Source organism: Deinococcus phoenicis, from assembly GCF_000599865.1.
GTDB classification, from domain to species: Bacteria; Deinococcota; Deinococci; order Deinococcales; family Deinococcaceae; genus Deinococcus; species Deinococcus phoenicis.
Window position 1 is genome coordinate 86,774 of sequence record NZ_JHAC01000093.1, and the last position, 18,227, is coordinate 105,000.

The 18,227-nt window shown below is 67.2% G+C and carries 20 protein-coding genes (1 of these 20 cut by a window edge); all 20 read left to right on the plus strand.

Going from position 1 to position 18,227, the window contains the following annotated elements; translation table 11 throughout:
* Positions 1-42: 42 nt before the first annotated feature.
* The gene (ligA, locus tag DEIPH_RS18080; RefSeq protein WP_407636522.1) at positions 43-1,716 is read left to right on the plus strand and encodes an NAD-dependent DNA ligase LigA; all 1,674 of its coding nucleotides are present in this window, start codon (positions 43-45) and stop codon (positions 1,714-1,716) included.
* Entirely contained in the window at positions 1,659-2,102 is a 444-nt protein-coding gene (locus tag DEIPH_RS21005) for a BRCT domain-containing protein (RefSeq protein WP_407636523.1), read from the plus strand. The genes ligA and DEIPH_RS21005 overlap by 58 nt, the downstream gene beginning before the upstream one ends.
* A gap of 92 nt (positions 2,103-2,194) precedes the next feature.
* Entirely contained in the window at positions 2,195-2,455 is a 261-nt protein-coding gene (locus DEIPH_RS18085; RefSeq protein ID WP_034360952.1) for a hypothetical protein, read from the plus strand.
* Positions 2,456-2,535: 80 nt separating this feature from the next.
* Positions 2,536-3,240 carry a hypothetical protein gene (locus tag DEIPH_RS18090; RefSeq protein ID WP_152545029.1) on the plus strand — a complete coding sequence of 235 codons (705 nt, stop codon included), beginning with the start codon at positions 2,536-2,538 and terminating at the stop codon, positions 3,238-3,240.
* 49 nt (positions 3,241-3,289) lie between these two features.
* Complete coding sequence (locus DEIPH_RS18095; RefSeq protein ID WP_034360956.1) at positions 3,290-4,546, plus strand: class I SAM-dependent methyltransferase; 1,257 nt, start codon at positions 3,290-3,292, stop codon at positions 4,544-4,546.
* Positions 4,547-4,806: 260 nt separating this feature from the next.
* A complete protein-coding gene (locus DEIPH_RS20305) occupies positions 4,807-4,953 on the plus strand; it encodes a hypothetical protein (protein WP_161636099.1) in 147 nt (48 codons plus the stop codon).
* A 262-nt stretch (positions 4,954-5,215) separates the two neighbouring features.
* The gene (locus DEIPH_RS18105; RefSeq protein WP_034360966.1) at positions 5,216-5,503 is read left to right on the plus strand and encodes a hypothetical protein; all 288 of its coding nucleotides are present in this window, start codon (positions 5,216-5,218) and stop codon (positions 5,501-5,503) included.
* Positions 5,504-5,514: 11 nt separating this feature from the next.
* Positions 5,515-5,910 carry a hypothetical protein gene (locus DEIPH_RS18110; protein ID WP_152545030.1) on the plus strand — a complete coding sequence of 132 codons (396 nt, stop codon included), beginning with the start codon at positions 5,515-5,517 and terminating at the stop codon, positions 5,908-5,910.
* On the plus strand, positions 5,907-6,605 hold the full coding sequence (locus tag DEIPH_RS18975; protein ID WP_051517523.1) for an N-6 DNA methylase: 699 nt from the start codon (positions 5,907-5,909) through the stop codon (positions 6,603-6,605). The genes DEIPH_RS18110 and DEIPH_RS18975 overlap by 4 nt, the downstream gene beginning before the upstream one ends.
* A 367-nt stretch (positions 6,606-6,972) precedes the next feature.
* Entirely contained in the window at positions 6,973-7,518 is a 546-nt protein-coding gene (locus DEIPH_RS18120; protein WP_034360970.1) for a hypothetical protein, read from the plus strand.
* A gap of 54 nt (positions 7,519-7,572) precedes the next feature.
* Positions 7,573-8,211: a hypothetical protein gene (locus DEIPH_RS18125; RefSeq protein WP_034360972.1), complete on the plus strand. Its 639-nt coding sequence runs from the start codon at positions 7,573-7,575 to the stop codon at positions 8,209-8,211.
* A gap of 203 nt (positions 8,212-8,414) precedes the next feature.
* Positions 8,415-9,350, plus strand: coding sequence for a ParA family protein (locus DEIPH_RS18130; protein ID WP_161636100.1), 936 nt, complete (start codon positions 8,415-8,417; stop codon positions 9,348-9,350).
* Positions 9,347-10,261 carry a ParB/RepB/Spo0J family partition protein gene (locus tag DEIPH_RS18980; RefSeq protein WP_051517525.1) on the plus strand — a complete coding sequence of 305 codons (915 nt, stop codon included), beginning with the start codon at positions 9,347-9,349 and terminating at the stop codon, positions 10,259-10,261. The genes DEIPH_RS18130 and DEIPH_RS18980 overlap by 4 nt, the downstream gene beginning before the upstream one ends.
* Before the next feature lie 184 nt (positions 10,262-10,445).
* Positions 10,446-10,706, plus strand: a complete 261-nt coding sequence (locus tag DEIPH_RS18140; protein ID WP_034360974.1) for a hypothetical protein — start codon at positions 10,446-10,448, stop codon at positions 10,704-10,706.
* 330 nt (positions 10,707-11,036) lie between these two features.
* Positions 11,037-11,558 carry a hypothetical protein gene (locus tag DEIPH_RS18145; RefSeq protein ID WP_034360976.1) on the plus strand — a complete coding sequence of 174 codons (522 nt, stop codon included), beginning with the start codon at positions 11,037-11,039 and terminating at the stop codon, positions 11,556-11,558.
* Between the two features lie 65 nt (positions 11,559-11,623).
* Positions 11,624-12,733 (plus strand): hypothetical protein, encoded by a 1,110-nt coding sequence (locus DEIPH_RS18150; RefSeq protein WP_034360978.1) that lies wholly within the window; start codon positions 11,624-11,626, stop codon positions 12,731-12,733.
* Positions 12,734-12,992: 259 nt separating this feature from the next.
* Positions 12,993-13,904 carry a hypothetical protein gene (locus DEIPH_RS18155; protein WP_152545031.1) on the plus strand — a complete coding sequence of 304 codons (912 nt, stop codon included), beginning with the start codon at positions 12,993-12,995 and terminating at the stop codon, positions 13,902-13,904.
* A gap of 31 nt (positions 13,905-13,935) precedes the next feature.
* Positions 13,936-14,496, plus strand: a complete 561-nt coding sequence (locus DEIPH_RS18160; protein WP_034360982.1) for a hypothetical protein — start codon at positions 13,936-13,938, stop codon at positions 14,494-14,496.
* A 107-nt stretch (positions 14,497-14,603) separates the two neighbouring features.
* The gene (locus DEIPH_RS18165) at positions 14,604-15,974 is read left to right on the plus strand and encodes a replication initiator protein A (protein WP_034360985.1); all 1,371 of its coding nucleotides are present in this window, start codon (positions 14,604-14,606) and stop codon (positions 15,972-15,974) included.
* A gap of 895 nt (positions 15,975-16,869) precedes the next feature.
* Positions 16,870-18,227 carry the 5' portion of a hypothetical protein gene (locus DEIPH_RS18170; RefSeq protein WP_152545032.1) on the plus strand. It continues 2,224 nt past the right edge of the window, so the window shows 1,358 of its 3,582 coding nt (coding positions 1-1,358); the start codon lies at positions 16,870-16,872; its stop codon lies beyond the right edge, outside the window.

Here is an 18,227-nt window from a genome sequence, read left to right on the forward strand (position 1 = left end):
CTCACGACAGAATAAGATGAGGGCCGCACCCTCAGGAGAGACATGACCCAGACGCAGACCCCCGCCCAGCGCCATGCCCAGCTTACCGCCGAGGTTGCCCGGCACAACCGCGCCTACTACGAAGAGGACGCGCCCACCATCCCCAACTTCGAGTACGACACCCTGGTGCGCGAGTTGCGTGACCTCGAAGCGCAGCACCCGGACCTCGCGGCCCCCGACTCCCCTGCCCAGACGGTGGGCGGCCGTCCCAGCACGCTGTTCGAGAAGGTCCGGCATAAGGCGCCCATGACCAGCCTCGACAACGCTTTTTCCGATGCCGAACTCGCCGGGTTCGACGAGCGGGTGGCCCGCGCGCTGAATCTAGCTCCTCGAGAGCAGCACTTCGCGTACACCTGCGAACTCAAGATCGACGGCCTGAGCGTGAATCTCTACTACGTGGACGGCGTGCTCCAGTGGGCCGCCACCCGCGGCGACGGCGAGGTGGGCGAGAAGGTCACCGCGAACGTCCTGGGCATCCCCGGCATCCCCACCGAACTGCCTGGGTTGAAGGGGGAACTGGAGGTGCGCGGCGAGGTCTACATGAGCAAGGAGGCCTTCCTCGCCTACAACACCCGGGCGGAGGAAGAGGGCCGCCCGCTGCTCAAGAACCCCCGCAACGGTGCGGCGGGTGCCCTGCGGCAGAAGGACCCCGAGGAGACCCGCCGCCGGAACCTCAGCATGATCCTCTACGCTCTGGGGAAGCGCGATCACGTTCCGGTTCGGACCCAGTGGGACATCCTGGAGTGGCTGACGGCCCAGGGCTTCACCACCAGCCCCTACTCGCGCCGGGTGGTGGGCAGCGAGGCGGCGGCGGCCTATCACGCCGAGATGACCGCGCAGCGCCCGAATCTCCCCCTCGACGCGGACGGCAGCGTGGTCAAGCTCGACGACCTGCACCTTCAGGACGAGGCGGGGTCCACCAGCCGCGCGCCCAAGTGGGCCGTCGCCTACAAGTTCCCGGCGGACGTGGCGGCGACAGTGGTGGAGGCCATCACCGTCCAGACGGGCCGCACCGGGAAGCTCACGCCCGTCGCGGAGCTGCGGCCCGTCCAGCTCGAGGGCAGCACGGTCAGCCGGGCGACCCTGCACAACGAGGACTTCATCCGTGGACTGGACCTGCGGGTGGGCGACACGGTGCGGGTCCACAAGTCGGGCGGCATCATCCCCGAGGTGCTGGGCGTGCTGCTGGAGAAGCGCCCGCAGGGCGTCCTGCCCTTCGTCTTCCCCACCCACTGCCCGGTCTGTGCCCACGAGGCCGTCTGGCACGAGGGGGCGGCGGGGACCTTCTGCACCAACCCGGCCTGCCCGGCGAAGACGACGTTGCGGGTGCGGTACTTCGCCTCCCGGGATGTGCTGGACATCAAGGGCCTGGGTGAGCGGCTGGTCGAACAGCTCGTGGACGCGGGCCTGGTGGAAGACCCTGCCGACCTGTACGCGCTGACCGCCGAGCGGATCGAATCCTTGGAGATGGGCGAGACCGCCACGGGCGGCGTGCGCCGGGTGGGCCGCAAGAACGCCGAGAAGCTGGTGGCCGAGATCGAGGCGAGCAAGACCCGGGAACTCTGGCGCCTCGTCCGGGCGCTGGGCCTGCCCTTCGTGGGGAGGGGACCAGCACCCGCGTGGCCCGGGTATACGGGAGCCTCGGCGCCCTCCAGTCAGCCTCGGTCGAGGACCTGACCCGGATTCCCGACGTGGGGCGCCAGACGGCCGAGAGCATCGTCTCCGGGCTGACCGACCTGGACATGCGCGCCTTCATTGAGCGGCTGGAAGCGGCCGGTGTCCGGCCCACGCCGGGCGAGGACGTGCAGGCTGGCGAGCAACTGGCCGGGTTGACCTTCGTGATCACCGGGACCCTCAGCGTGCCGCGCGACGTCATCAAGGCCCACCTGCAACTGCACGGGGGCCGGGTGAGCGGCAGCGTCACGAAGAAGACCAGCTATCTGATCGCGGGCGAGGAAGGCAGCGGCAAGCTGGACAAGGCGCGCGAACTGGGCGTGCCCACCCTCGACGAGGCGGGCCTGAACGCGCTGCTGCCCGAACGCTGCGCCCTAGCCATCGGGTAAAGGCACCGGCATCAGGATCGGGGGGCGGCCTGGCGCTGCCCCTCTTCACCTGTTTAAACCCTCAGGTGTCGCGCCGGGCGCGGCGGCGGGAAATGCAGATCGAACAGGGACGGGTCCAGGCCACCATCACCCCCTGCCGCGGCGGCCTGCTGGTGGTCGTCGAGCGCACGCCCCACCCGGGCAGCAGCGACTTCGGGCGCCAGCACGCCCGGCACCCGTGGCTGACCGGGCCTCAGCCGGAGGAGGTACTGCGGCGCGTGGTCACGGCCGAGGAAGCCATCCGACTGCTGTTCCGCGAGGGCCTGCGCCTCTCCCTGGCGGAACAGGACGCCCTCACCCACCTCGAACGCTGAAGCCCCCTTGCCCGCCTGGGAGGGAAGCGAACTTTCTCAGGCGTCGCGGCCCAGGCCGCTCTGACCGGGTGGAGGTCACCATGCCAAATCCCATTCCTGCCCGCACCACCGCCCGCCCACCCCAGGCCCCACGAACTCACGTGCAGGCCTTCGTGCCACTGTCCCTTTCGGCTGAGCGCGTCGAGCGGTTGCTGGCCTGCCTGGACCGGCACATCCGGGCCACGCCCACGCAGCTCGCGGACGCGCTGGGCTTGACCTGCGCCGCCGCCCGTCCGCTGATCGACGAGCTGTGCGGCCGTGGACTGGCCCGGCCCGCAGGAGGTGGCCGCCGCCTCTACGAGCGTGCCCAGACTCCGGTGCAGCCGCGGCTGGTCCTCGACCGTCTGCGGCCAAGTATCCGGGCCTGCCTGCAAGGCCGTCCGGCCCTGGCCTCCGGTGTGGCCCGCGACCTCGGCGAGCCGTTGGAAAACGTGGCGGAAACGTGCAAGGTGATGCACCTGGAGGGGCAACTGTGCGGCGTTGCCGTGGGGGCGACCTTCGTGTACTCGGTGGACCCCGCCGTGACCCCGCCGGGCCTCTTGGAACAGAAGGATGAGATGGTCTCCCCCGTGCCAGCGACCCGGCACCGCGGACGCATCACCGAGGACCTGGTGCGGAAGGTGCAGGCGGCATTGCCTCCCGCCAAGCGCCGGGCGGGCTGCGCGGTGGAGCGGGTGGCCGAGCGCTTCGGCCTGAGCACCAGTCAGGTCTACCGCGCCCTGAAGCAGGTCCTGCCCTCCAAGTAGGGCAGGGGTCGCGGCCCAGCCGGGCCGCCCCGGAGGGGTGGAGGTTCTTATGACCCACACCCTGCCCGAGACGGCCCCGCCCTCCCCCACCATCACGTCCGGCGCCGCAGACCCCAAAGTCCTTGCCCTGCTACGCAGACGTGCCGACGGCCTGGAACGCCGGGCGCAGGACAAAGAGACGCCCTCCTATGTGGGCATGAACATGACCCGCAAGCGCAGCCTGGATGCGGGTAGCCGGGCCGAGGACGCCTCGCGCCTGCGCCGCCTGCAACGCGCCTACCGTGCGGTGGCGGACGGACTGGAGGCGGGCACACTCCCGCCCGTGCTGGCCCGGGTGACCGATCCCAAGCTGATCGAGCGACTGGTGCATCTCGGCCCGGATCACGCCGCCGCGCTTGCCGGGGTCTGCCTCACCAACGAGGAGTTCGAGGCCCTGCGGACGCACGCCCCAGCGTCCCTGGTCCTGGGCAGCGTCAAGGCGCTGCCGGTGAAGTACGGCTGGCCGCGCAAACTCCTCCCCGAGCAGGTGAACGGGGTCCTCGCAGTTTACCGGGAGGTCGCGCCGCGCAAGCCCTTCGACCACATCCCTGTGAACTGTCAGCGGTTCGTGTCCGAGGCGAGGACCTGGGAAGCCATGAACACCTGTGGGCTGACCACCCCGGCCCTCGCCGAGGAGGCCGCCGCCGCCCTGCGCCAGTTGGCTGGGACGCGAGTCGATCCCGAGCGTGCCTGGAGGGACCGGGTGGCGGCGCTTGAACGGGACCTGGTCGGGTACCGCGTCCCGGGGTTCTGGCCCACCCCCGCCCCGCTCGCCACCCACCTGGCGACGCTGGCCGAGCTGCGTCCGGGTCTGCGGGTCCTGGAGCCCCAGGCCGGGAAGGGCGACCTGGTGGACGCCCTGCTGGCCCTGGAGCCCGAGCTGCACGTGGAGGTCTGCGAGCAAAACGGCAGGTTGCGGGAAGTGCTCGAGGCCAAGGGGTACCGGGTGATCGGCGAGAACAGCATGGCCCTGAGCGGCGAGTGGGACCGCGTCGTCATGAACCCGCCCTTCGAGGGGCTGGCCGACATCGGCCACGTGCAGCATGCCTACCGCCTGCTCGCCCCCGGCGGCGTGCTGGTGGCCGTGATGGGGAACGGACCCTTCTTCCGGCAGGAGCTGGTGGCCCGGGACTTCCGGGCCTGGCTGGCTGGCGTGAGCGCGGAGGTGACCAGCAACGACCCGGACGCCTTCAAGGTCAGCACCACCGGGCACAGCACCGGGGTCCAGACTCGCACCGTGCGAATCGTGAAGCCGCCCCTGGGCTGAGGAGCGGTGGGGCAGGCTCTCCCCTGCCCCTCACCCTGCTTGCCAAGGAGGAAGGTCATGATCAGCCCCAGCGCACCGGCCGGAGCCCCCGTCTCCTCCCCCATCTGCTGCCCGAACTGCGGCAGCCCCCACGTGGACCAGACCCACCGCCAGGACCCGGAACTGTTCCACTTCACCTGTTGCAGCCTGGTGGACGAGCTTTTGCAACTTCGCCCCGCGCATCTGCTCGCCAGAAGCACCCCGGCGCCCTGGACCCAGTCATGACCCTGCGGGGCCTGGTCTGGGACGAGGCACGACTGGTCCAGGGGCAGTGGCTCGCCCTGGCCCAAGGAGTGGAGCAGGCCCGGGAACGGATCGAGAGACCTCTGGGCGAGTCCTGCCCCGAGGGGCAGGCGTCGCTCCCCTGACGGGGAGCAGTGGCTCGCCATGCCATCCGGACCCCAGCGTTTCAACCCGGACCTCTGGCGCCGCTCGGAGACCCCCACCAACTCCCCGGTCGCCACACCGGAGTCCCATCCAACTCCTGCGCCAGAGCCTCCCCCACCTGTGGCGGCGGCCCCAGCTGCCCAGGAAACGCCCCTGCCCCGCGCCCCCTGGGCAGCGCCGGAGGGGTCGAATAAAAAGCCCCCGGTACGGGAGTACCCCGTTCGTCTGCCGCCGCCACCCCACATGGACAAGGACCAGTGTGAAGCGGCCTACGAGGGGCTCAGCGACGAGATCCGCGCCCGCTTTCCCGGCGCGTACGCCGTCCAACTTGTCGCGACGCACTCCGGGCACCGCACCGGCCTGAGCCTCCTGGTCCGCAACAAGCTGGGGTACCCGCTGGACCTGGAACGCGGCGACGGCGCGCTGCCATTCGACCTCCTGGACCAACTGCTGGAACTGGTTGGCCACGGCGACTGGCTTCTCGCCAAGTCCCCCCCTGCCTTTTCAGGAAGGAACGACAATCCGTTTTGAAGGAGACCACCATGCAAACCGTTTTCCTGATCACGCCCGTCCGGCCGCGTGAAGACGACTCTCCCGAGCGCATCCGGCAGAGCACCATGAACTGTCTGGCTGCGGCGGCGGGCCGCCCGTTTCCCTACCCCGAGGCGTGCCTGGTGTTGGAGGTCGGGCGACGAATCGCCAGCCAGTTCGAGTTCCGCTCCAGTGTGGTGACGGAAGACGGCGTGCCGTTGTCCTCGCCTGGAGCCTGGGTGACCTTTCTGAAGGAGCGGTGTGCAGCCGGGAGCGTTCTGTGTTCCGAGGACGGCTCGACCTTCACCTTGGGCGCCTTTCTGACGCTGCCGGACGTTCGGCGCCGCGCAGGCGCAGGGGTCGCGCCGCAGGCGGCGCCAGGGGAGATCGAGGAGGCACCACCTTGACGAACCCATCCTGGCTGAAGATCGTCCTCAAGCTCGAACAGCGGCACTCCGACGTGTTCCGGGACCTCGTGACCCTGGCCGCCTGCGTGTGTAGCTCGGGACAGCGCGAGGACGAGTACCGGCGCACCGCTGGCAAGTACAAGCCGGAGGAGTTGAGCGGGCTATGCGAGGCCTTCGGGGACCTGATGCGCCTGAAGCTCGAAGATCCGTTCCTGGACCTGTTCAGCGCGACCTACATGGAACGCCTGAGCACGCACGCGCGGCAGCATCTGGGGGAGGTCTACACACCGGGCTCGGTGGCCCTGCTGATGACGAAGCTGGTCATGCACCCACCCGAGCCCGGTGAAACCCTGAAAGTGGCGGAACCGGCGGTCGGGAGTGGCACCCTGGTCCTGGCCGCGGCCCAGGCACTCGAGGACCTGGGGGTCAGCCGCCTCCACATGCAGGTAGTGGCCACCGATCTCAACCCATTCGCGGTAGACATGGCGCTGGTGAACCTGGGACTGGCGGGCATCCCAGCCGTGGTGCGACACGGCAACAGCCTGACGGGGCAGGTTTTCCACAAGTACCCGACCCCCGCCTGGCACTTCACGTGCCCGTACAGCGGTGAACCGGGTACCCAGAGTCTGCAAGGGGGTGACGTACTGGGCATGTTGCGATTGACCGCCCCGCTCCCCGTCAGAGCGGCGGGCTGAGACGCCGAACCGGCAGAGTACATGGAACTGCCGGTTCGGCTCCGGGCGCAAGCAGGAGTCGCCTACCCTCATACCGTGAAGGGAGGTGCCCTGTGGTGCTTCTCTCCCGCGCCCAATCTCTGAGGCCGGGGAAGTGAAGTCGCGGTCAGGGGCATGACCGCGAAAAAAGTGCCGGAACAGCCCCTATGGGGGTAGGGGAGAGGGGTGGACTGCCGGAGATGGCCTAACCGCAAAGTTGAGGACACCAGGTGTCCTTCACGTCCCATCAGGAAAGAGGAGCAAGGGTTATGCTATGCGCGTAACAGCAGGCGGTGACGACAGAGAGAAGATTCGTCCCGGCGGCACGTGGGAAGAGGGGAGAGTATGTGTGAACGAAGAGGGTGCGGGCAGGCGGCCGAACATCGAAGAAGGCCAGGTGCTGATTCTTGAACCGTTCGCTGGCGAAAGCGTTCGGGTGAACCTGCTGGAGGGGCTGACGGCTGCCGATGCCACGCAACTCCTGACCGAGGCCTGCGGCCTGCCTGTGACTCGGGGGCCACGGGCTGTGCTCGAGGTCGCGGTCGAGCAGGAGTTGCTGGAGCCGGAGCGCCAGATGCGGCGTCTCCTCGACCGGGTGGCCACCGCTGAGCAACAGATCAGCCAACTGGTGGGTGAGTACCGCACGGTCCACCAACCCTTCCGGGAAGGAAGTTTGCTCGGCCTCATCCTGCGGCAGCTCTACCCGGAGGTGGACCCCGAGAACGTCCAGGTCACCTCGGTCCAGACCAGCGCGCCGTATGACGCGCCGCCCAATCCCTGGTACCTGCTGAACCAGGGGGACGCGGACGGTGCCAACGCGCTTCTCCGCGAGGCCCTGGGCTGGAGTGAAGCGTTTACCAATCAGGCAACGACCGTCCTGATGCATTGGCGGTGAACCGGGCATGGCGAAAATCGTGTCGCTCACCCGTCCCCGAGAGGAAGTAAGCCTATGCTGACCACTGTCACCCTTCTGCGCGAACCTCTCCGGTTCACCCTGACCAGCATGGCCGCCGCGCTCCTCGCGGCATATGGTGCCGTCGTCATGGTGGCGGGCCTGATCTCGCTGAACCTTCAGGCTCCCAGCTCTTCCAACACGCTTGACTTCGACATGGCGCGGGTCCAGGCCGTTCCCGTGCTGTCCTCCCTGATTGAACTGGGAATTCGGCATGGTCCCTGGCTAACCGTTGTTCTGTTGTTGCCTCTCCTGCTGATCTGGGGCTGGTCAGCCCTCGGGGATCGCCGGGCCAGGCACAGCGTGCCAGTGCCCAGGCCGACCGTCCCCACCATCCCTTCCTTACGAGGTTTCCGGCACGGCCTCACAGCAACACTGCTCTTCTTCAGCGTCATCAACATGGTTCTGCTTTTCCTGGGATTGCTGACCCCGGGATGGATCGCCCACTCGATCTCCTGGGGAACGGTGGGGATCATCCTGCTGTGCTGGCTGGCCATGAGCACCCTCGCCTTTCTCAGCCGCAGTCTCGTGGAGGTTCCAAGAGAAGGGCGGCGAGCCGTTGAGTACGTGGTTCTGGGCCTCGGCAGCGTCGTGTCCGTCCTGGGCTTCTTTACGATGCTCAGCCTCCTGAACTGACTTCCAACCTCTCCACGATGCGGAGGGACCCTGGGGTGCCTCCATTTGCATAGGTCATCAGGGAACAGGATCAGACGAGGGCATGAGGAGGACCATGAGGCTTGCGGGAGTTGTACAACCTTTCGTAAGCTCAGCGGGTGGAGAGCGATGCGAGCTGCAAGTCGGCGACCCTCCGCACGAACCTGTATGCCACGCTCGACCAGGTGAAGGCGGGACGGCGTGTCGTGATCGAGCGGCACGCCGCGCCCATGGCCGCTCTGATCCCCATGACCGACTACTGGGAGCTGATCATGCGGCGCGCCCGCCAGCACCGCCCCAAGGAGGAATTCATGCCCACCCAACGTCTCGTGATCGCCAACGCCTCGGGAGGGGAGGGGAAGTCCACGGTCGCTCGCGAGCTGGCGTACAGCCTGGCCCTGCTCGGCTACAAGGTGGCGCTGTTCGACCTCGACCCGCAGGCCAGCCTCACCAAGGCGCTGGGCCTGCACGACGATCCAGCCTCCCCAGCACGCACCGAGGAGGCGACCGTCGGCCGGGTGTTCTCGCGCGACGAGCCGCCCCCGCTGCCCGAGCCCATGCAGGTGCACGGCGTGGATGTGTGGCCCGCCAACGACTCCCTGAACAGCGTCGACAACGTGTTGAACAACGACTTCGCCCGCGCCGCCAACCTGCGCGAGGCGCTTGACGCCTACCTGAGCGGTATGGCGGAGCCGTACGATTTCGTCATCCTGGACACCAAGCCGCAGCGCACCAATTTCCTCACCGCGAGCGTGGCCGCGGCCGATCACCTGCTGGTGCCGGTCTCGGGCATCAAGGGCCTGGAAAACCTGGACGTGCTGCTGAAGCTGGTGAAGGTGGCCAGGGGCATCGCGCCCAGCCTGACCCTGCGGGCGTTCATCCCCAACCGCATCCGCGAGAACGTGGATCACCACAAGGAGCTGCTGCACCACCTCCAGACCGACCTGTCCCGGCTCGCGCCGGTCACGTCCAACGTGCGCGACAGCCTGGCGACGATGGGAGGGGCCACCCAGCAGCGCCTCCCGGCCGTGCTCTACAAGCCGAAGGCGAAAGTCAGCGAGGACATCGTCGCCATGACCCACAACGTGCTCAAGATTCTCGGCGTGAAGGTGCCCGCGTGACCGTCAAGGGCAAGAAGCCGGGTGCCGGATTCGCCAACCTGGTGCCGTCCGCGGACGAGCTGGCCGCCATCACGGAGCAGGCCGTGCTGGTGAACGCCCCGATCTCCAGCGTGCATGTCCTGCCGGGCTTCAACCCGCGCGGGAGGTACAGCGGAGACGAGCTGAACTCGGAAAAACTCCAGGAGCTGGTGAAGTCGATCCGGGAACACGGGGTCCTGCAACCCCTGTGGGTTCGCCTGCACGGCGGGGAGTACGCCGTGATCGCCGGTGAGCGGCGGTACCGGGCCGCAATGATTGCCGACCTCACCCACCTGCCGGTCCTGAACTTCGGTGCGGTCAGCGACGAGCGGGCCGAGGAACTGGCCCTGATCGAGAACGCCCACCGGACCAACCCGTCCATCGTCGACCAGACCCTCAGCGGCTTCAAGCTGCTGGCACTCCGCACGAAGATGAGTCAGGAGGAACTGGTGCGCCACCTGAACGGGGTGCGCAAAGGGCAGCTTAAGGACACTCACGGCGTGGGGGAGTGGCTCCAGGCGACCTACGGCACCGGCATCAGCGTGTGGGCTCAACAGCGCAGCAAGATCCTGAACTTTACCCCCGAGGAGTTGAGCGCCGTCCAGGCGAGGCAACTGGACGTGAAGGCGGTGTACGAGCTGCTGAACGTCAAGGATCAGGACAAGCGGCGCGAGCTGCTTGCGGAGGCGGTGCGGCACGGCTGGAAGGCGGAGGATGTCCGCAAGGCGGTCCAAGCGCTTACCCCGAAGAAGGCTCACCCGCTGCTGTCCTCCGTGGAAGGGCTGCGCGGTGACCTTCCGCGCCTCAAGCAGTTGACCGGCAAGGAGGCGGCCCAGGCCCAGAAGCTGATCGCAGAACTGCGCGCCCTGCTGGGTCAGGACAAGAAGCGCTAAGCGGGGAAGAACCTACCCGTCCGTATCGTTTCGCGCATGACCCCGGTGTCCCCCAATGGGCTGCGTGAGAACACCGCACTCCGGCTGCACGAGGTGTCGGGTGACCACCCCGAGCCCTGCACGACGCCGACCGGGGGCTGACCTGGATAATGGTCCAGCGGTTGCGCTGCGGGCAAAACCCGGGATGACCCGGCTGGGTTGGCCGGTGCTGGGGGCCTTGATCCGCCGGGAGCACGACCTCGACCGCGAGGAGTTGAAGCTGTTGATCGACCCGGGCAACCCGCGCATGCTGACGGCCGTGCCGATTCCGCCGGGGTCCGGCCCCCTGCGTAGTGGCCTGGGGGAGGTGTTCGCCAAAACCCGCCGGGCGAGTGACGTGCCAGAAGCGGCTCAAGGTGAGGGCGAGCCCTCCTTTCCGCCGGTCAGCCTCGGGTGGTGGAGGTGAGCACGGCCACCGGACGGCTACCTTCGCGAAGCCCGGGCACGCCTGCGCCCCGAAGGAGGCAGGGGAGGGGAGACTGGGCACGGGGTGGGGCCTGCATCTGCGTGGGCCGCATGACCAGACGGACCGGCAGGGCTCCAAAATCGGCGGCAACCGGCACCCGTGCTCACGTAGAGCCTGTCAGGAATGGCAGCGACGACGAGGAAGTCGACCTGCCATGCTCGGCGGTCGTCAACCAGGTGAGCCGCGAGTGACGACGACCCCACCGTGCCAAGCTGGGCAGTGACCGTCCACACACGGTCCCAGGCCCAGAGACCAAAGGAGTTGATCCGGATGATGCCCGATACCAAGACCGACAGGCAGAAGACCAGTGCCGAAGGACTGCCTTTCTCGCTGTCGCGCCTGTCGCTTGCGGTGGGATTCCTCCGCCTGCTGCGAGCGCTCGGTTTGCAGTCGCTGGGCGCGAAGGAACCGTTCGGCGACGAGTGCAACCCGCTGGTTGCCCCGGCTCTGGCCGTCCTCCCGGGCCGAGTCGGGCCAGCGGCCATTCTCAGCAGCGGCTTTCTGGACCCGCATCCCCCGGCTTGCGAGCGGATCGAGCTTCGCGCGCTGTTCTACAACGGGAGCCGCTTGTTCGAGTACCGGTCCGATCTGACCTCCCATCACGAGGACTGGCGCTTCCTCCTCTTCGAGGGTGACTCTTCCGCTTACCACCCGCTGGTGGTGGCCGAAGAGGACGGCCGCCGGTTCAGGCGGGACTTCCACTACCGTCTGGAGCAGACGGGCCAGGAGTTCGGCGTCGTGCTGCGTGAGACGCCACCCCGGCGCTTCCCAGCCTCCCCAGCACCGCACTGAACCCCCCTTGCCCCGCGGAAGGGAAGAGGTCTCGGGAAGAACCGCTCCCGGTGCACGCTGAAAGCATGCGGACCTTGTCTCTTTCCCTGCTGCTGCTCGCCCTCGGAGGCGTGGCCCACGCGGCCACACCCTCGCACCGCCTGGTGGCGGTCGGTCAGGCGCTGAACTGGCCGTCCGGCGACCAGAGCCTCACGTTGAACGTCCGCGAGCCGGGGGTCGTCACCCTGACGGTGGACCGCCCCGGCTTTGACGGCTCGGGGTACACGGCACGCCGGACGGCCACCGGCGACGAGCAGTATCGGCCCGGGGTGGTCACCACCACCTATCAGCTCAGCGACGCGGCCGGGCGGGTCCTGCTGCGGCGCGACTCCGCGCCCGGACAGGTGGCACCTCAGACGCTCTTTTCCGGCGCCCTCCAGCCCGGCGCCTACCGGCTGACCATGTCGGTCACCGGCGCGGCCAAACGCGCGGTCGGCCTGAGCGTGACCGGCCCGGTCGAGGTCAGCGCCACGACCATCAACAACACCGTGAGGGGGCGCCAGTGGACGCCGGTGAACACCGTGCGTCTGGGGGGGCAGGCCACGTTGCGGCTCTACAACGGGGACAGTGCCCGGGAGCTGGAGTTGCGTCTTCGGTACGAAAACGGGAAGATCATGCTGCTTCCCAGCGGCGCGCGCGGTCGCTGGACCCAGATCCCGCTCGCCGCCGGGACAGGCGTGATCGAAGCCCGCCAGGGTCCGGGGGCGAAGCAGTGGAGCAAGTCCTTCGCCCTGTCCCTGACCGACGGGCAGGCTCAGGCCGTGCCGCAGGTCCTGCAAGCCTGGACGGTCGCGGTCGCGGAGCAGGTGGCCCAGGTAACGCTCGCGCGCACCCAGGTGGTCGAGGTTCAGGACGTGCGCGCCTCGGCCCGCGAGGTTCTGGTACGCGACGTCACGCCGGTCAATCTCCCGGCGCAGGCCGCCTCCGGCTCGCCGTTCATCGGCCCGGTGCAAGTGGGAACGTTGCCTCCTGCGGCGGTCCAGGGCACCGCCGTCACCACGGGCGTGCCAGTCAGTCCCGCGGCGGTGGACGGGCCTCTGCAAAAGACGTTCACCCTCAACCTGACCGCGCAGGGTGCCCCCCGCTTCAGGTATAACCTGTGGCCCACCGAGATTTCCGGCCTTCGCCTTCCATAAGAAGATGAAAGTCTTCGTCCCGTTCTCACGTAACAGTGGGCAGGAAAACGACTTGTGGTGGTGGACGCTGCGTGAGGAGTAAGAACATGAAATGGAAACTGTTGCTGGGCACCCCGGCGGCCGCTGCCAGCGGAAGTTCCAGTGGAACGCGAGGCGGACAAGCGCAGACTACCGGGCTGGGCTCAGAGGTCATGAAGCGGTGACCTTCTTCTTCGTATTCATACGTTGATGCGGATTGATGTTCGTTATAGGGTGGGGTATGACTGTGGTCGACCTCCCACTGCTGGGCGACCCGCCGGACGCCCATTCCCTGCGGGCGACTGAGGTGGTACGCCATACCCTCAGTCTTCCCAGGGGGGTGTCCGAATACTTCGCGGCGCAGGGGCGGCCGCTGGGCTTGAGCGGGGCCTCCATGATGGCACTGGTGCTCAGTCGCCTCACCCACCAGCTCGCCCTGCCGGCCGCGCCGCTGCAAGACACGCACCGGCGCCTGCTCGCCTTGCTGAGCTGGCACGGCGCGGGTCCTGCCGAGCTGCACCGGCTGCTGCCTCCCTCGGCGCAGGCAACTCTCCTGCCCTGGGCAACGCTCGCGAACAACGAGGCGACCCTGGAGCTGCTGCAACGGAGCCTGTCCGAATTCGGAACGAACGCCTCCGCCACGCTCCTGGCCTACGTCGCCGACGAGTGGCAGGTCGATCCCGACTGGCTCCTCGGCGTCCACCCCCGCCCCGGCCGCGAGGTCGGTTCCCTGACCGGCGGCACCATACCGACAGAGCGACTCGCGGACGACGTGCTCGAACGGGTGGCCCAGCGTAGCAGCCTAGAGCTGGCCTTGCTGACGGGCGACCCTGGTGAGCTGCCGGCTGCCTCGCCCAGCATTCTGCTGCTGTCGATTCGCGTCGAAGACCCTGTGAGTCTGCCTCGCTACCGGGTACTCGCCCTCGTTGACCCCGGTGACCCTGCCCAGCTCGGTGCTTTGCGCGAGCTGGCCCGGCGCGTCGCCGCGGCTCACCCTGACGTACAACTCACGGGCGAGCGAATCGCCGTCGACAAATTCCAGGCCCTGATCATGGGACGGCGCCACATCGCCGAGATCCGCCACCTGGCGTCCCCCACCCGCTGGCCCGCCGACGAACTCCTCGAGCTTCATCAACCAGGTGCCGCCGACTGATGGCCTTACCACTCACCCCCAGGAGGCTCAGATGACCGATCCTGCCGATCCCTTCGCCACCTACCGTGAGGCCGTGGCCACCATGAAGGTGCCTATGCTGGATAGTCCCCTGCGTCCCGTGCTCAGTGGTCTGACCGTGGAGGCCGCCTCGCGCCACAGCCAGGTACGGCTGCACGTCACGCTCCAGGGCACCCTCCCGGTGGCCACCCTGCTCGGCGATGAGACGTTCCGGAACCTGCTGGCGCCCATGCTCTCCCCAGAAGACGTGGAACGGGGCCAGATGCATTTCGAGCACGGCGACTTGGCCGCGCTGAAGTCCACCACGAGCGTGACCGGCGTCGATGTCGGCACTGCGGCCCTGCTGGAGGCCGTGGTCCGGGAGTACGTGCAGGCGCTGCGGTACCGGGGTGAAGTGCAGGCCGGTCTACACACACCGGTGAAGCACACAGAGGCGGAGATCGCCGCCAGCAGCAGTTTCAACCCCCAGTGGCGTGAGACGGTGATCACCGCTCACGGCACCGCGCACCTGTCCAGTCCGGAGATCGAGCGCGCGCCGGACCTCCTGGGCGGCAGTGAGCCACCTCCCTTCTGATGGCACCCAAGGGCGGGCGGGGGCGTACCAGTTCTTCAGCGACCCCTACGTTGGACAAAACCACATCCTCCATACACTTCCCGCATGGAGACGGGAGGGAAGGAGACATGCTGAGGGGTCATGACGAGAAGAACGTCGCGTCCCTGATCTTCGTTCCGACTCAGGAACGTCTGCCCGAGGACATGCTCCGGCTCGAACGGATCGTGTTCCGTCCCAGCGGGCAGCCTGCCAGGATCGTCTGCGTGGGTGTGTCAGAGATCGGGCTCGCCCGTGGCAGCGACAACGATCTCCTGGTTGCGCTCATCAACACCTACATCGAGGCCGGCTGCCCCGCGGACGGGGTCATCACCACCACGGCGTACGCCCTGCTGAAGCTGGCTGGTCTGGACACCGGAGGCCAGCATTATCAGGCGCTCGGACAAGGCCTAGAGAGGATGCTGCACACTACCTACCATGTGACGGACGGGTGGTTCGACGTGCGGGAGAAGCGCTACACCACCGTGTCCTTTCGCATCATCGACAACTTGAGCCGCACCCATGGCGAGCCCGAGAAGGGCCGCATCCGCCTCGACCGCCGCTCGGCGTTGCGGATTCGGTTGAACGAAGAGATCACCAAGAGCATCAATGCCGGGTATATCAAGCCCCTGAACCTCACGGTCTACCAGCATCTGCCCAGCGTCGGGTCTCGCGCGCTCTACCGCCTGCTGGACGTGTACCTGGACGAGGCCGCACACAGGGGCGATTCGAAACCGTACCGGGTGGTTGTCCCGATGATGGCCCTCGCGGAAAGCTGCGGCCTGCTCGGGCGCCGGACGGACCATATGCGGAAGACGTTGGAAAGCATGCACGCGCCGCTCCTGAACATCGGGTACCTCAAGGAGGTGGACTTCATAGGGCGGGGCAGCAAGACCAGCGTGCATTACACATACGGCGAGGCCAGCTCACCGATCAATCCAGAACACGTGACGCTGCTGACCCGGTACGGGGTGCACCGGGGCGTGGCCGAGAAGTACGTCCGCGAACTGGGCGACGACGTGCTCCCGGTGGTGCAGAAGTTCGAGGAGCGTCGGAGAACAGGGGAGAAGATCAACAACGAAGGCGGGTACCTCTCCAAACTGCTGAAGGAGGCCGCCTCCATCGTCGAGGAGGCCCGGGTCGAGGCCCTGAGGACGCAGGAGGTGCAGCGCACCCGGAAGGCCGCCCAGGGGGCTCAGGGCAAGGCTGAGGCTGAGCAACATCAGCTCTTCGAGGCCCAGCGCCAGAGCGTGCTGGAAGCCACCCCGGAAGAGGCCCTGGAGTTTGTGCTGTCTCCTTTCAAGGCCAGGCAGCTCGAGCGCCGGGGACTGAGCTTGCAGGAGCTGGATCAGGTGCGGGCGCGGGTCTTGGCTGGTGAGGTGACTGCCTCGGAGATGGACGCTGCGGTGAACCGGGCTTTGATGTCTGCCGAGGGCCTGGAGGCGCTCCGGCAGTTGCTGTGAAACAGACGTGGGCTGGGGCAGAGACGCTTTGCTTTCTGCCTCTTCTGGTCTGCCGACCTCAACGCCGTTCCTGTATTCCCCAACAGATTCCGGCGGAACCGTTCGAATTCCTGTTCTCTCCGACGAGAGACGGGGTGGAACCCCGGAAACCGGGTATCGGGTAACTTCGGGAATTTAATGGATCCAACTATCGGGTAACTTCGGGGAAATCCGCAATTTTTGTTGTCTAGAACGTTAACTAGGTCCTCCAGTGGACGCTATCGGGTAACTTCGGGGGTTTGATCGCTGGACTATCGGGTAACTTCGGGGGTTTGGGCACCGAGTATCGGGTAACTTCGGGGGTTTGACGGATCCAACTATCGGGTAGCTTCGGGGGAAAGTATCGGGTAACTTCGGGGGTTTGGGCGCTGAACTATCGGGTAACTTCGGGGGGAAGTATCGGGTAACTTCGGGGAAAATATCGGGTAACTTCGGGGAAAAAATGGGAAAAAGCCGTTCTGGAGGGTAGATTGCACGTTCATATGATGATGTCATCAAGTCTTCAAGATGTTTTTAAAGAGAAAAACATCAATCAGCAGAGCTGGTCCTTCAAGGGAAGGATCACCGGAAGCTCTCAGCAAGGAGATCGTCATGCGCCTGTCCCCTCTGCCAGTCTCTGACCGGCCTGTCCCCCTCCCGCTGTACCCAACCAGGCCCAAACGATGCAGACCATGTGGCGTCCCTTTGCCGTCGTGCGTCTCATGCTCGCCCATGACGCCGAAATCACGCGGAAGTCCACAGCCGCCATGCTAGGATTTCCAACGTCGATACGTCTTTCCCTCCCCGAAACCGCATGTCGCACGCTGTCCAGGCCGTTCGCCGTTCCCTCGAAGGCTGGGACGCCGCTGATGTCCTCATGTCGGCCGCCGCCTTGCAGCTCCTGCCAGAGAACGCGGACGTGTGGCATCGCCTCGAAGTGCTGGCCACCGCTGCCGCCAGCCGCGTTCAGCCCGGCCGCCGCCCCAAGGGGCGGGACCTGCGGCGCCTCCTGCGTCAACCGGCGCTTCGCCTCGGCGACGTCGCCTTGAACGAGGATCCACACGAACACCTGTTCACGCAAGCCTTCCCCTCACCCGAAGGGCCACTCACCGTGTTCCCCGGTCCGGTCACGGGCGGCATTCAGCCTCTCGGGCAACTTCACGCGGCGTTGCGCTTCGACAACGGGCGCTTGCCGACGATGTTTGCGGAACGCGCCGCCCGTTTCATCGACGGCGTGGTGCGGCTCTCGGACGAACTCGCCAGGCGCGCCCACCTGCCGCGCAGCGTGATCCCCCCGGCACAGGAATCGCACGAGGAGTTTCCGGAACGGGACGTGACGCTGCCTTCCCCTGAGCGCTTGACTGACCTCCGCCGGGCCGTCGTGTTCACCCCCGCCGATTTTATGGCGTGCGTGGGTCCTGAGGAGAGCGAGTGGTTGCTCACGGCCCTCGCCGTCGATCGCGGAACGCTCGACCTGTCGCATTTCGAGCGTGAGGCGTGCGGTCCGCTGCCCTTGCGCCCCCTGGTCCGCTTTGGGCGCGACATCGTCGTGGCGGCCCCGCACGCCTTGCTGGCCGCAGCCACGCGCGCCCTCCTGCGCCTCGCGCAGGACATGAAGGTCACGGACGTTCTCAACGCCTGTGTGGCGGACGGCGTGCATGGTCAAACATTGGTGGCGCTCGCTCGACTCGGCCTCAACCCGGCTGAGCGGGACCTTGGTCCACCGCCTTGGCCGTGCGCCGTGTACCAAGGGCTTTACACGTATGACGTACATCGTCGCCTGTACGTCATCGAAGTTATCGAGCCTGCGGAGAACGTGCGGCCGGACTCGCTGGTCAGCCGCTGGGTGTGTGACCTGGAGGGCCTGCGGGCGTACCTCGACGACCTGGGCGAACCGGACGCCCCCGCCCTTGTGGTGAGTGCCACCCATGGGGACGCCGTCCGGCTGCACACGTCGGACAAAGACGCCATGCGGCTCATCATGCTCGGACCGCACGATCTGGAGGTCGTGTCGCGCGCGTACCGCGAGCAACCGCTCACACTCCACCGCTTCGCGGAGGCAAGGCGCGCGCTGCATGAGCGGTTCCTCGTGTCGCGCCCCCGACCGATCGACGAGTTTGTGTTCCTCGCAGGACTCGACTTCCGCACGTCGTTCGGTCTTCCCGGGGTTGAAAACATCGCCTTGTTGACTTTCGACGCCAATGAGTTCGTGCGCTCCACCGAGGCGCGAAGCGA